This is a genomic window from Collinsella sp. BG-O-102 (assembly GCF_023656745.1).
Taxonomy (GTDB): domain Bacteria; phylum Actinomycetota; class Coriobacteriia; order Coriobacteriales; family Coriobacteriaceae; genus Collinsella.
Map to the genome: position 1 here is coordinate 44,596 of NZ_JAMOKO010000014.1, position 12,651 is coordinate 57,246.

At 52.3% G+C, this 12,651-nt stretch carries 11 protein-coding genes; 8 read left to right on the top strand and 3 right to left on the bottom strand.

Going from position 1 to position 12,651, the window contains the following annotated elements; all coding sequences use genetic code 11:
* Nucleotides 1-8: 8 nt before the first annotated feature.
* The gene (locus NBH09_RS07860; protein WP_250787627.1) at nucleotides 9-803 is read right to left on the bottom strand and encodes a tRNA threonylcarbamoyladenosine dehydratase; all 795 of its coding nucleotides are present in this window, start codon (nucleotides 801-803) and stop codon (nucleotides 9-11) included.
* A 460-nt stretch (nucleotides 804-1,263) separates the two neighbouring features.
* On the opposite strand from NBH09_RS07860, the gene NBH09_RS07865 reads away from it, so the two are divergent.
* The 5 genes from NBH09_RS07865 (at nucleotide 1,264) to NBH09_RS07885 (ending at nucleotide 5,882) form a co-directional block, all read left to right on the top strand.
* Nucleotides 1,264-1,542, top strand: coding sequence for an autorepressor SdpR family transcription factor (locus NBH09_RS07865; protein WP_250787628.1), 279 nt, complete (start codon nucleotides 1,264-1,266; stop codon nucleotides 1,540-1,542).
* Entirely contained in the window at nucleotides 1,535-2,239 is a 705-nt protein-coding gene (locus tag NBH09_RS07870) for an SdpI family protein (protein ID WP_250787629.1), read from the top strand. The genes NBH09_RS07865 and NBH09_RS07870 overlap by 8 nt, the downstream gene beginning before the upstream one ends.
* Before the next feature lie 176 nt (nucleotides 2,240-2,415).
* Nucleotides 2,416-4,095: an energy-dependent translational throttle protein EttA gene (gene ettA, locus NBH09_RS07875; RefSeq protein ID WP_350446090.1), complete on the top strand. Its 1,680-nt coding sequence runs from the start codon at nucleotides 2,416-2,418 to the stop codon at nucleotides 4,093-4,095.
* A 280-nt stretch (nucleotides 4,096-4,375) separates the two neighbouring features.
* Nucleotides 4,376-5,503: a hypothetical protein gene (locus NBH09_RS07880; RefSeq protein ID WP_250787631.1), complete on the top strand. Its 1,128-nt coding sequence runs from the start codon at nucleotides 4,376-4,378 to the stop codon at nucleotides 5,501-5,503.
* Between the two features lie 31 nt (nucleotides 5,504-5,534).
* Nucleotides 5,535-5,882 (top strand): hypothetical protein, encoded by a 348-nt coding sequence (locus NBH09_RS07885; RefSeq protein ID WP_250787632.1) that lies wholly within the window; start codon nucleotides 5,535-5,537, stop codon nucleotides 5,880-5,882.
* 47 nt (nucleotides 5,883-5,929) lie between these two features.
* Here NBH09_RS07885 and NBH09_RS07890 read toward each other — a convergent pair whose 3' ends face one another.
* The gene (locus tag NBH09_RS07890) at nucleotides 5,930-7,237 is read right to left on the bottom strand and encodes a hypothetical protein (protein ID WP_250787633.1); all 1,308 of its coding nucleotides are present in this window, start codon (nucleotides 7,235-7,237) and stop codon (nucleotides 5,930-5,932) included.
* 138 nt (nucleotides 7,238-7,375) lie between these two features.
* On the bottom strand, nucleotides 7,376-8,329 hold the full coding sequence (locus NBH09_RS07895) for a hypothetical protein (RefSeq protein WP_250787634.1): 954 nt from the start codon (nucleotides 8,327-8,329) through the stop codon (nucleotides 7,376-7,378).
* A gap of 493 nt (nucleotides 8,330-8,822) precedes the next feature.
* On the opposite strand from NBH09_RS07895, the gene NBH09_RS07900 reads away from it, so the two are divergent.
* From NBH09_RS07900 to NBH09_RS07910, 3 genes are read left to right on the top strand one after another with little or no spacing between them, the layout of a single operon-like run.
* Entirely contained in the window at nucleotides 8,823-9,104 is a 282-nt protein-coding gene (locus NBH09_RS07900) for a DUF2087 domain-containing protein (protein WP_196022588.1), read from the top strand.
* Nucleotides 9,082-10,266 (top strand): MFS transporter, encoded by a 1,185-nt coding sequence (locus NBH09_RS07905; RefSeq protein ID WP_215673814.1) that lies wholly within the window; start codon nucleotides 9,082-9,084, stop codon nucleotides 10,264-10,266. The genes NBH09_RS07900 and NBH09_RS07905 overlap by 23 nt, the downstream gene beginning before the upstream one ends.
* Before the next feature lie 7 nt (nucleotides 10,267-10,273).
* Complete coding sequence (locus NBH09_RS07910) at nucleotides 10,274-12,568, top strand: B12-binding domain-containing radical SAM protein (protein ID WP_250787635.1); 2,295 nt, start codon at nucleotides 10,274-10,276, stop codon at nucleotides 12,566-12,568.
* The last annotated feature ends 83 nt before the right edge of the window (nucleotides 12,569-12,651 follow it).

Consider the following 12,651-nt stretch of genomic DNA (forward strand, 5'->3'; position numbering starts at 1 on the left):
GCATCCTGCTAGTCCAGGCGCTGGCCATCGGCGCGCACGCGCTCGGTGCCGCGCCCACTGATCTGGCGGATAACCTCGCCGGCAATCATCTGACCCATGATGGGCGGCATAAAGCTGGCGGTTCCGAGTTCGGTACGCTCGTGGATGTTGGAAGGGTCGCGGGGCTGTGTCTTAACCGATTCCTCGCAGCTAAACAGTACATGCAGGCTCTTGATTCCGCGCTTCTTGCATTCTTTGCGCATGATGCGGCTCATGGGGTCACGTACCGTATCGAAGATGTCGGCAAAGCGGAGGCACTCGGGATGGAGCTTGTTGGCCCCGCCCATGGAGCTAACCAAACGGATGTCGTGGTCCTGAGCATATTTGGCAATGGTGAGCTTGGCCGAGATGGTGTCGATGGCGTCGACGACGTAGTCGAGCTTGCCGTCCGTCTGCTCCAAAACGCTCGCAAAGAACTCATCGATGTTATCGCTCAACAGGTATTCAGTTCGCTTGATGACGGTGGCGGCAGGATTGATATCGTGGATCATGGCCTCCATCACGTCAACCTTGCGCTTGCCGACGGTGCTGTGAAAGGCGATGGCCTGGCGATTGATATTGCTGGGCGCGATGATGTCCTTATCCAGAATGACGAAATGTCCGATGCCGCCGCGGGCGAGTGCCTCGCAGCAGTTGGAGCCCACGCCTCCGCAGCCGAGCACCAGTACCGTAGCATCGGCGAGCTTGTCGAGTGCCTCGCGGCCCATGATGATTTCGAGCTTGGTATCGCGCGTCTCGACGAGAGCAGTAGCGTTTTCGGTCATAGACATCCTCCGATGGGGAAGCGAATCGTGTTTTAGCTATCGCCATTATAGGTATTATCGCGATTCCATTTGAGCCCTTGGGGCTTGTTGAAATGAGGCAGTGATTCGCATAAGATGAAGCAGATGGCACCCGTTGCAGCGGGTTGGCCAACTCCCAAACACGTTTGTAGCGTGAGAAGTGGCCGTCTTCGCATTACGCGGGGGCGGCTATTTCATTCGACCTCCAATGTGGATGCCGAGCTCCACAGCCGCGATTACAAGCAACAACAACGTCAGGACATCGTCAATACTCATAGTCCATCTCCTTCTCGGGTAGAGGGAGCTGGCCCATCTGCTTCAACTTCTATTGTAGCTAAATACGAACGAATGTTCTATAGATGTTCCTGTATTAGATAGTTAGACAAACATCTAAATATCGAGTATAGTGTGCGCGTCGAGCGAAATACTGAGAGGAGGTCCTATGCCGGGAGAGGGTTTTAAAGCGCTGGCCGATCCTACGCGGCGGCGCATTTTGGAACTGCTGCGCGAGGGCAATTGTACGGCCGGGGAGCTTGCCGGGCATTTTGACATTAGCAAGCCGTCATTGAGCCATCACTTGGCGACGCTCAAAAACGCCGGGTTGGTGACCGACGAGCGCCATGGCCAAAACATCGTATACAGCTTAAACACCACCGTCATGCAGGACTTGATCGGTTGGTTTATGGGCTTTACAAACACGGAAGGTGATAAGGATGAATAACGAAAACAAGGGTATTCACGCCACGGGGGTATCGCGGCGTGTGTGGATTGCGCTGATCGCTCTGTGCGTCGCCAATGTCGTAGCGCACCTCATGGTGATGCCGAGCTTGCCTGCGCAGATTCCCACGCACTGGGGAGCGAGCGGCGCCGTCGACGGTTGGGGTCCTAGCTGGATGGCATCGGCGCTCGGCGCGTTGCCGCTGGCGCTTCTCGCAATGTTCTGCGTGGTGCCGCGCATCGATCCCAAAGGTGAGGCATATCGAACCTCGGGCAAGTTCTATCAGGGCTTCGTAATCGCCTTCACCTTGTTCATGTGCGCCATAAGCTGGCTGGGAGAGCTTACGGTCTGGGGCGTGGTGCCGGCGGTCGGTTCGGTTAACGTGCTGATTTCCGGTGTTGTCGGTTTGCTGTTCATCGGCGTAGGCAACTACTTGCCGCGTGTGAAGCAGAACTATACGCTCGGTATCAAGACGCCCTGGGCACTTGCCGATTCCGAGAACTGGCGCCGTACGCAGCGCTTTGGCGGTGCCTGCTTTATGGTGCTGGGTGTTGGCCTGATTGTGATGGGCGTGGCAGGTGCGGTGCTTTCGAATGAAGTCGTCGCCGCGGTGATTGCGGTTCTGGGGTTTGGTTCGGTCGGAGCCGTCTACGTCTACTCGTATCTGCTGTGGCGTAAATCGCAGCGAGCCGTTCGCTAAGGTTGCGGAAAACTAGCGTACGCAGTTCATAGTATGTTCCGGGGGACTTTTCCCAGGTAGTATTAGGGGTGTGGGCAACCATGCCCCTTTTTATTAGAACGCGCGGACCTATTTCTCTGCCTTTTCCAGAAGGACAGGTCAGATGACGTTCCGCAGCTAGATAAGGAGAAATGACTGTGGCGGAGTTTATCTATAGCATGTATCAGGCTCGCAAGGCCCATGGCGACAAGGTAATCCTTGACGACGTGACCCTGAGCTTCTACCCCGGTGCCAAGATCGGCGTCGTGGGCCCCAACGGCATGGGTAAGTCGACCCTGCTCAAGATCATGGCCGGTATCGAGGAGGTCTCCAATGGCGATGCCAGGCTCACCCCCGGCTACACCGTGGGCATCCTGCAGCAGGAGCCGCCGCTCGACGACGACAAGACCGTCATCGAGAACGTGCGCATGGCGTTTGGCGACATGATCGCCAAGGTCGATCGCTTCAACAAGATCGGCGAGGAGATGTGCGACCCGGATTGCGACATGGACGCACTCATGGCCGAGATGGGCAAGCTCCAGGACGAGATCGACGCCGCCGACGGCTGGGATATCGATTCCAAGCTCGGCCAGGCCATGGACGCGCTGCAGCTGCCCGATTCCGACATGCCGGTCAACGTGCTTTCCGGCGGCGAGCGTCGTCGCGTGGCCCTGTGCAAGCTGCTGCTCGAGGCTCCCGACCTGCTGCTGCTCGACGAGCCCACGAACCACCTGGACGCCGAGTCGATCCTGTGGCTCGAGCACTTCCTGCACAACTACCAGGGCGCGGTGCTTGCCGTCACACACGATCGCTACTTCCTGGATAACGTTGCCGAGTGGATCTGCGAGGTCGACCGCGGTCACCTTTATCCCTACAAGGGCAACTACTCCACGTATCTGGAGACCAAGGCCGCCCGTATCGAGGCACAGGGCAACCGCGACGCCAAGCTCGCCAAGCGCATGGAGGCCGAGCTCGAGTGGGTGCGCAGCTCGCCCAAGGCCCGTCAGGCCAAGAACAAGGCCCGTCTGGCCCGCTACGAGGAGATGGAGGCTGAGGCGCGCGCAAGCCAGAAGCTCGACTGGACTGACATCCGCATCCCCGTGGGCCCGCGTCTGGGCAACAAGGTGCTCGAGGCCCATCATCTGCACAAGGAGTTCGATGGCCGCGTGCTCATTGACGACCTTTCGTTCACCCTGCCGCGCAACGGCATCGTGGGCGTCATCGGCCCCAACGGTGTGGGCAAGACCACGCTGTTCAAGACTATCGTGGGCCTGGAGCCGCTGACTTCGGGCGAGCTCGAGGTGGGCGAGACCGTCAAGATCTCCTATGTCGATCAGAACCGTTCCGGCATCGACCCCGATAAGAACCTGTGGGAGGTCGTCTCGGACGGCCTGGACCACATGATGGTCGGCGAGACCGAGGTTCCGAGCCGTGCTTATGTGGCGAGCTTTGGCTTTAAGGGCCAGGACCAGCAGAAGCGCGCTGGTGTACTCTCCGGTGGCGAGCGCAACCGTCTGAACCTGGCGCTCACGCTCAAGCAGGGCGGCAATCTGCTGCTCCTCGACGAGCCCACGAACGACCTCGATGTCGAGACGCTGTCCTCGCTCGAAGCGGCGCTACTCGAGTTCCCGGGCTGCTCGGTGGCCATTAGCCACGACCGTATGTTCTTGGACCGCGTCGCCACGCACATTCTGGCGTGGGAGGGCACCGACGAGAACCCGGGCAACTGGTATTGGTTCGAGGGCAACTTCGAGGCCTATCAGGCCAACCGTATCGAGCGCCTGGGCGAGGACGCAGCCCAGCCGCATCGTATTCACCGCAAGCTGACGCGCGACTAGTAGCAAGTAGAAAGGCCGCCACCAAGGGCGGCCTTTCTTGTAGCAATTGCACTGCAGCTATGCCCTGGCTGCTGGTTTGATTCATAATCAAAGTCATCTCTTTGGGATTAAAGCCCGTTTTTGCTATGAGTGATTTTCTAATTCCGTTTAAAACGTAAAGACGCATTGGGTTGCAAGGACATAAGCAAATCGAATTGAAATATAACCAGTGCTGTAACGTTACAAAAAAGATTATAGAATAGGAGTACCTTATAAGTCGCTTCTCTAGAAAGAAGAACATATGCTTTCGCGTCGTCGTTTTCTGCAACTTGTCGCGTCTTCAATTGTCGCCTTAGCCGCACGTCCGAAAGAGGTTTTTGCTTCGACGGGCAATATTGATGGTGAGCAGATACAATTTACTTCTGAAATTGCGCAAGAGCTTGCCGATAAATATATAAAGGGACTCCTCGGCTATTCGTATACGCCTTCTGACCCTATTCCTTTTGTAGATGTTGATGGGTCCCCGCTTGGTTACATTGTTCCGGTTGTGACATCCAATAGAGCCGCGGGCTATTTGGTTTTAGATGCTTCAGATGATGAAATACTTACGGGATATCGTTTTGGAGACGGCTTAGTCAGCCCTATGGATCGGGGAGGAGATCTTGGTGTCGAGTCTTATTCTTTCAATAACCCAGTCGTAATGATCAATCCATTCGAATTCGGCGTGCAATCTTTGGACGGTTCAATAACAACAAATTGCGGAAGAACAATCCCGGCTGTTTCCATAGAAGGACGGCCTGTCGTTTTATCGAATAAACCTTCAAGCTGGAACGATGTTGTAATTTACGCAACTCAAATGCAGGATTACACAGTATCTGGATTTCGTTCCATTTCTCAGTTTATGTCATATGATGAAAGCGAGATTAAGAGGCTTACCGCCTACTATGCTTGTATGGTGACAGCTTTTTCGAACGTTGCGGAACTGTATGGCATTGCCAATTTATATAGCGACCCTTCGCAATATATGCAGATATGGAATTACACCAATACCCATGCTCTTTCCGATGAAGAACAGACTGTTCCCGGCGTTGTTTTGGGTGGAACGCCGATATCAACCTGTGCAACGGGGTTTACAAATTACTGCGCAAGCAGAGGAAGTACTCTTATCGCCCGCACTGTCTCCTCTCCGGCTATCGCGAGCATTCAAAATGAGATTAACTCTAATAGACCGAATGTTATACATGCGAGTTTGTACAACGGATCAGCCCATTCTGTAACAACGGAGGCTTACGCCACACTTACTGGTAAGAAAACTGGAGAGACAAGGCAGATGATTGGCATAGCGGACGGCTGGAATTCATCTTTATCCTTCCTGAAGTATGATCAGAGCTATTATGCGTGGACTTATGGAACGACTTTTTCGAAGTAGGGCGATTCGTCTAGCTCTGTCTTTGGTGCTGATGGCTTCATTGGTGGGCTGTTCAACAAAGGAAGAGATATCGCGCGGAGGTTCCGGAGAAGTGACTGCGACAGACTCAGGTTCATTAGAAATAGCTGGCGGGCATGCCGATGTGATGTTACAAGGAAAAGGCGTGCTTAGGTCGATTGATGCTGAAGACGCTGTCTGCTCAATAGAGGATTTGAAGACAGGTGAAACTGCATCGTACCGTGTTTCAGATAATGCTGCGAATATGATTGAATCGATACCGATTGGAGCACAAGTTTCTTTTAGGTATTTTGCTCCGCAACTTGAGGAGGAGCTTGCTTCTCTGGTGTCTATATGTGCTGATGACAGCCAAAAGGTCTGATTTCAAACGGCCCTGGATGGTCAAATTGGCTATCCAGGGCCGTTTTGTCACTCGGCCGGGGCGTTGACCTTGTCGATGACCCAGGCGGCACCGAGGCCACCGGTGGTGTTGTGGCGGATGCGCACAGTGACTTCGTGGCGCTCGCCGGCCTGCGTGTAGCGCAGGGGGAAGCTTGCGCGGTTTCGCGCGGCCTCGATGGTACCGCGCTCGCGGGCAATCCAGTAGTACTCGCCGACGATGCCGAGCGTGTCGGCGCCGTAGGGGAGATAGGTCGACAGCTGGTGCAGAAGCGGGCCGGGGCAGAAGACTTCGGTTGCGAAATCGACGGGGAAGTCCTCGGGGATGGCGGGCGCTGCAGGTGCGGGGGTTGGGGCCGCTGCGGGTACCGAAGCCGGTGCCGGTGCGGGAATTCGGTCGCAAGTAGAGGTGGGCACGGATTCGATGACGGGTGCGGGCTCCAGCGTCGCTTCCGGCTTGATCGTGGAATCTGCGGGCTTCACGGTGACGGGCGCGTCTGCAGCTGCAGTTTCAACCTCAACCTGCGTCGCGTTCTCGTTCTCGACGCTCGACTTTGCCTCGATGGGCGTGGATGCCATGGTGGTGATGCCGGCGTTTGCGTTCTCGGGGTCATAGACGACCGTGAGCGAGATGGCGGGCTGCGGCGTCTCGGGCTCCGGCGCCGACTCGGTAGCGCCTTGATCGTCGGGCTCGTCGGGCTGATCGTCCTCGGTCTCGTCGCCAAAGACATCGCTGTTTTGGAACGCAGGCGTTTCGGGCTGGTCAGCGGCTTCTTCGGTTGTCGACTTGGGAGCTTCGTTGAGCTCCGCAGTGGCTTCCTGCTCGGATATGACTTCGGGATCGGTCGTGGCGGTGATTTCGGTGTCGGCTTCTGCCGTTACCTCAATAGCGACTTCGATCTCTGCCTCGGGCTCGGGCTCCGGAGCGACTTCGGCCACGGGCTCGGGCCCGGCGCGCTTAACGTGCTTGGGGCGCACGGCCTTGAGGTCCTTCTCGCCGCGCTTTTTCTTTTTGTAGGACTGCTTGGCACCCTTGGCAGCCTTGGGCTTGTCCTCGCCCTTGGCAAGGGCGGCATCCCAGGCCTCGTTGGCGATGAGCGTGGCATACAGGCGACCGCCCTTAAAGACGGTCAGCCTTATGCAGTCGTCGAGCTCCTCGAGCAGCTCGCGCGTGGACTCGAAGCCCAGGTCATAAGCGGCCATGTCACCAGCAGCGAGCGCCTCCTCGACCTGCGTCATAAACGTTTGCTTGCCGCACCCAATCGCATCACGCAGCAGACGATACAGATAGATGTGGTTGCCCAGCGATAGCGTGGGCTTAACTATTGTCTTGCTCATGGCAAATCTCCTCTTTACACACCAAAGCATCTTACCATCGCGCGGGGCTTGCTACCTCGGCGCCCAAGGCAAACGGGCGCGACCGTTGCCGGTTCGCGCCCGTTATACAGGTCGATTATCTATGAGGGGCAAACGTGCTTAGTTGCCCGATGCCGTGCCTTGGCTCGAGCTGTCAGATGCCGTGCCGGACGCGGTTCCACTCGAGCTGTTCGAGTTGCTGGTGTTGCTGCTGTCTGCTGAGCCCGTTCCCGACGTGGTGTCGCTCGTCTGGTCGCCCGTGCTCGGTTGAGAGCCGTCAGTCGTTTGGCTTGAGTCGGTTGTGCCGGATTGCGTACCGTTGTTGTTCACAGAAGAATCGGCGCCCTGCGACTGATCGGGGGTGTTCGAGGACGAGTCGGTGGATGCGGAGGTGCCCTGCGAGTCGTCCTGCTGGCTTTGCGATTGACCAGTGCTGTCCGCGTCGTGCTCGGTCGTGCGTGACGACAGAATCGGCTCGGGACGCTCGCCCAGACCGTCACCGGCGGTGGTGATAAGGATGGCGCCGGCGCAGGCGATGACCGCGACGATGGCGATGGCGATCGAGAAGATGATGACCTTCTTTTGCGTCTGGCTGCGCTCTGCCGCCGCCTTGGCGCGCAGGCTGTCGGGGGCGACGCGCGCCGTGGTCGCGCGCCCTGCAATCTGGCGCATCTCCTGGGTAGTCGCGGCGCCGCCTAAGTGCTCCTCGGCATTTAATTCAACGGGTTCATAGGCGCCGGCGGGGTAGTCGACGGTGGCGTGCGTACCTTTGATGGCTTCGGCGCTGGCAGAGATAAAGTGGCGGTAGACCTGCGAGGACACAACGGTGATGACCGAGCTCACAGCGGCACCGATCACCGATCCGGCGATACCGATCTTGGAGGCAAGCGCGACGCTCGTAGCGGCAGCTGCGGCGCCGGCGATGATCTGGGGAATGGAAATGTCGTCAAACAGGCCCTTTTTGGGCGCGATGGCCATGGTCTGGCCGATGGAATGGTTTTCGTGAACGCCGTTGTTGAGCGATGCCGGCGTCATGACACGTGTGCGCGGCGCGTCGGTGTACTTGGTTGTCATACGGGGTCCTCCCGGTGTAAATCTGCTTCGTTTCGTGTAGCCATCAGGGTACCCACCAGATGTGAATCGTACGTGACATTTAACAGATACCATCAACTCATCAAGGGGGCTTGCTGTCTTTGGTGCAATAGCTTGATGCTAAACTGGATTAACGATTGCGAGGTGGTTTACGTGATGTACCCGTATATGACATTCGAAGACGGTACCGAGGTCGTTCATTCTGACCTGATAACAGATGGGGATATCGAAAAGGTTATCGTGCATTTTGAACGACCGACGGTAGAGGGCTTCGACTCCGCTCGCTGTGAGTTGCCTTCCTGTTCGTGGACTGACTGGGAAGGGCATTTTACTCAGAGTGAAAAACGAGCTTTCGAAGAGTGTTTGAGCAAATAATTTAGATTAGTTCGAGTTTAGTTCGAATAAAGAAGCCGAATACGATGACCTAAAGCGTATGCATTTTTAGTATTAGATGCGTATGAAATGGAGGATGTGAATGGATGAGCTAATAGACTTTAAAAAACGATTTCTCAAGAATGGCGAGCTGGTTTCAATTCCAAAAAAGGAAAGCTATAAAAGAATCATGCTGCTATGGGCCGTCTCTTTCTTTGAATTAAATACAAGTTATACGGAGCTTCAGGTTAATCGTGTGCTGTCACAGCTCTATCCTGATTATGCCGTGTTGAGGCGGTACTTGGTTGATTATGGATTCCTATTAAGGGATGAGCGAGGCCTGAAATACGAGGTTAATCCTGATGTTCACGGTATTGAGAGCTAGCCGTCCGGTTCGGGTCCTATATATTGCTAGAGGGATAAGCGAAATAGGCAATTGGTGTGCGAATATTGCTTTGCCAATGCTGATTTACGAGGTAACTCACGATGTTTCTGCAACTGCTTTGATGGTCTGCTGCAGATTTGCCCCCGCTCTGTTTTCAGTTGCGCTCGCGCAGCTGCCTCAGAAGATGGGTATCGGGACACTGCAGGCCATGAGATTGGCAGACTTAATTCGCGCGGGATTATTCGTTTGCTATATTTTTGTTGATAGTAAATGGAGTATGTTTGCTATTACGTGCGCGGTATCGCTTTGCCGAACGGTTGAAATGCCCTGCTTTTACTCGTTGTTAAGAGCCAATACGAATAGTATCAATCGCGACGTAATTAATAATTCGTTTGGGTTTCTGCAGAATTTGATGATGGTTCTGGGGCCAGTTGCCGGCGGTTTTGTTGTCGCTCAATTTGGGGCGGAGGCTGTTCTTGCATTAGACGCGCTTTCTTTTGCCGCGTCGTTCTGGTTGCTGCGAGATGTTCCGTCGGTTATCGAGGTTAATGATAAAGAGGGGATAAGCAAAAATGAAAAAAACTGGACTGCATTTAGTGATCTTAACGCGAAGCACTTGGCAATTGGTTTCCTATTAATCGATATTTCTAGTGGCGTGGCATTCGGCTCTCTGAATTCTCTTTTGCCAGCTATAGCGCAATTGCAATTTGACTCGTCATCGATACAATACGGATTCCTTCAGAGTAGTCTTACAATCGGACTGTTGTTCGGAAATACAATATACGGTCGTTTAATCAGTGGTTCCGATTGCGTTAAATCATATTGTTTTGTGACGTATCTTGCGCTCGGTGCGTATCTGGCGTTTGGCTATCGCTATGCGTCTGGGATATCGTTTATTTTCCTTTTTATCGTCGGTGCCGGAAACGCCATTCAAGATGTGCTTCTCATAACATCGCTGCAGGATTTGGCGAGAGACGGATCTGAATCGATGAGCCTGTTTTCAATTAGGGAGTCTTTGCAATCGGTTGCTGTTGTTATTTCAACACTCCTTGTTTCGCTGTTCACGAGCATCGCGATGTTCTCAATTCTCGTTACAGGACTTGGTGTATTTTCAATTATGATGGTAGTTGTGTTTCAATTGAATTATTTGCGAAAGATGTGACGTTGATATGCCTAAAACGCTTTTAGTATTTCCCCCAGGATGGAGTCCAGTGGGGCCGTATCTTGCCTTGCCTGTTTTGAAGTCATATCTTCAAGAGGTTGAACAATACAAAGTTGACATTGTTGACTTAAACGTGGAATTTTACGATGACCTCCTATCTTTTAGACATGTCGAAGAGTGCTGTAAAAGGTATCGGGAATCAAAGGATTCGTTTAGTTCGAATGTTCAATTAACAATCGAGTTGATACAAAAGTCAGCACTTAATGTTGACGAGGCAAAAGATATTTTCAGATCGAAGAGATACTTTAATCTAAAAGAAAGACAATATGCTGAAAACATTTTTAGAAATGCACTCTATATCATAAATCACGTCTCATATGGAGTTAAATACACGTTCAACTCCATAGATCTGCCCTATGATTATTATTCGACACCAGAAATAATGAAATCGCTTGCGGATACCTTGCATAATCCGTTTATTTCCTTCTATGAAACTGCCTTTCTTAAGCGTATTCAGAGGGAAAAAATCGAGTTTATTGGGATTTCGGTGAGCGGCTGTTTCCAATTGATTTCTGCAGTTACGTTAGCGAAACTGATTAAAGAAGAATGTCCATCTGTTAAACACGTCTCATTGGGCGGCAATTACATTACTCGTTTAGCAGATGACTGCATGAAAGAATGGCATCCCTTTTTTGAATACATTGATTCGATAATGATGTATGACGGCGAAGAGCCGCTTGCACGTCTTCTTGAGGCTCTTGACTCTGGTGATGACAATCTCGACTGTGTTCCAAACCTTTGCCATGCTAAAGGTGGAAAGATATATAAAAACCATCGGATTGAGCAAACATTTATCAACGATACAGTTCCCGATTTCGATGGCTTCGCCCTTTCTAAATACTTCATGCCTGAGTTAATATTGCCGGTTTATTCCTCTAGGCAGTGTTTTAATCATTGCGCCTTCTGCACCATTCCCGGTGCTACCGGTGGTTGTTACCGAAAGATGCCTATATCGAGAGTATTTGAAATAATGTGTCGGTTAAATGAAAAATACGGCACGAGAGTTTTCTCTTTTGTGGATGAAACATTCGAAGGCAAAAGAATGGAGCAACTCGCGGATGAAATAAACGCATCGGGAAAAACGTTTTTCTGGCATGGAGAAACGAGGTTCTCTCCAACCCTAAGTACAGACGTTTTCAACAAGATATACCAAAGTGGATGTAGGCAGATTCAGTTTGGCCTCGAGTCATACAACCAAAGAGTTCTTGATCTAATGAAGAAGAACACGAGAGTTGATTGGATTGATCGCAATATCCATGATTGTCTCAATGCGGGTATTCCTGTTCATCTATTCTTTATGATTGGCTTTCCGACCGAAACTAAAGAAGAGGCTCTGAACACCTTAGCTTATACAGAGAATGTTTTGAATTATTCAAAACAGGTATGTGGTGTTCCATATTCCACGAGAGGATTTACGAATTTTGGTCTCGTTATGGGGTCGGATGTTTGGAATCATCCCGATAAGTATGGTGTCTCTGTAATGCCGAAGTCCCAATATGAGGATTTGCGCCTCGAAGTGGATTATGTTTCAGGCACTGGTTTAACTTTAAATGAAGCAAAATCCTTATCTGATGAGCATCATATTGATTTTTATATGCAAGAGGTCATAAACGGTAGCGACACAATTGACTTGCCCCAGCGGCTTCATATTTCAGAGGTGACCTGGATCCTAGATTCTATTCACGCTGTCAGGTATAAGGGACATTTGACCAAAGTAAAGCGACGGCTAACTAGTCTAAATCCAGCTGATCGAATCTGGCTGGATTCCAAGACCTCTGTCGTGCTCGTTGAGCCATTTGCCTACTTCTATAATTCTGAATACCATCATGTCTATGCTGTTTCCCAGTTGGTATACCTTAAGTTGGCCCGTTTATTGGAGGCCGATTGTAGCATTTCTCTTATCCTTGATCAGGGCGACCTCGAGCTGACAAGGGCGATAGAAGAACTGTTGCATTATGGATTGCTGAATACAAATATCGATGCCGATTATGTAATGCACGATAATGGTTTTCAATTGGTTAAAAGTTCGTTTGTGAAAGAAGTCGGACGCTCAAAAGAGGGGTTAAGAGTACTGCTGAGTTGTGCCACCCATAGAATGTGTGCGGTTAATGATTTTTCGTTCGCTTTGCTTTCGTTGTTTGAAAAGCCGATTACTAAGAACGAGGTGCGCGACATTTTGAAAAAAGAGGGACTATCGGCAAAGGTTGATTTCCGATCTCAGCCGAACACATTGAGCAAATAGGCCATTCCCGCAGTTAGCCGAACGCCCCCGCGGCCCCTCCTGGGGTCCGGGGGCGCCGTTTTCCCAGTTGAAGGAACGGTGGA

Excerpts from the sequence above, each read along its gene's own strand:
- NBH09_RS07860 (WP_250787627.1), bottom strand. The coding sequence starts at position 803 with ATGACCGAAAACGCTACTGCTCTCGTCGAGACGCGCGATACCAAGCTC.
- NBH09_RS07865 (WP_250787628.1), top strand. The coding sequence starts at position 1,264 with ATGCCGGGAGAGGGTTTTAAAGCGCTGGCCGATCCTACGCGGCGGCGC.
- NBH09_RS07870 (WP_250787629.1), top strand. The coding sequence starts at position 1,535 with ATGAATAACGAAAACAAGGGTATTCACGCCACGGGGGTATCGCGGCGT.
- NBH09_RS07880 (WP_250787631.1), top strand. The coding sequence starts at position 4,376 with ATGCTTTCGCGTCGTCGTTTTCTGCAACTTGTCGCGTCTTCAATTGTC.
- NBH09_RS07885 (WP_250787632.1), top strand. The coding sequence starts at position 5,535 with ATGGCTTCATTGGTGGGCTGTTCAACAAAGGAAGAGATATCGCGCGGA.
- NBH09_RS07890 (WP_250787633.1), bottom strand. The coding sequence starts at position 7,237 with ATGAGCAAGACAATAGTTAAGCCCACGCTATCGCTGGGCAACCACATC.
- NBH09_RS07895 (WP_250787634.1), bottom strand. The coding sequence starts at position 8,329 with ATGACAACCAAGTACACCGACGCGCCGCGCACACGTGTCATGACGCCG.
- NBH09_RS07900 (WP_196022588.1), top strand. The coding sequence starts at position 8,823 with ATGGATGAGCTAATAGACTTTAAAAAACGATTTCTCAAGAATGGCGAG.
- NBH09_RS07905 (WP_215673814.1), top strand. The coding sequence starts at position 9,082 with ATGTTCACGGTATTGAGAGCTAGCCGTCCGGTTCGGGTCCTATATATT.
- NBH09_RS07910 (WP_250787635.1), top strand. The coding sequence starts at position 10,274 with ATGCCTAAAACGCTTTTAGTATTTCCCCCAGGATGGAGTCCAGTGGGG.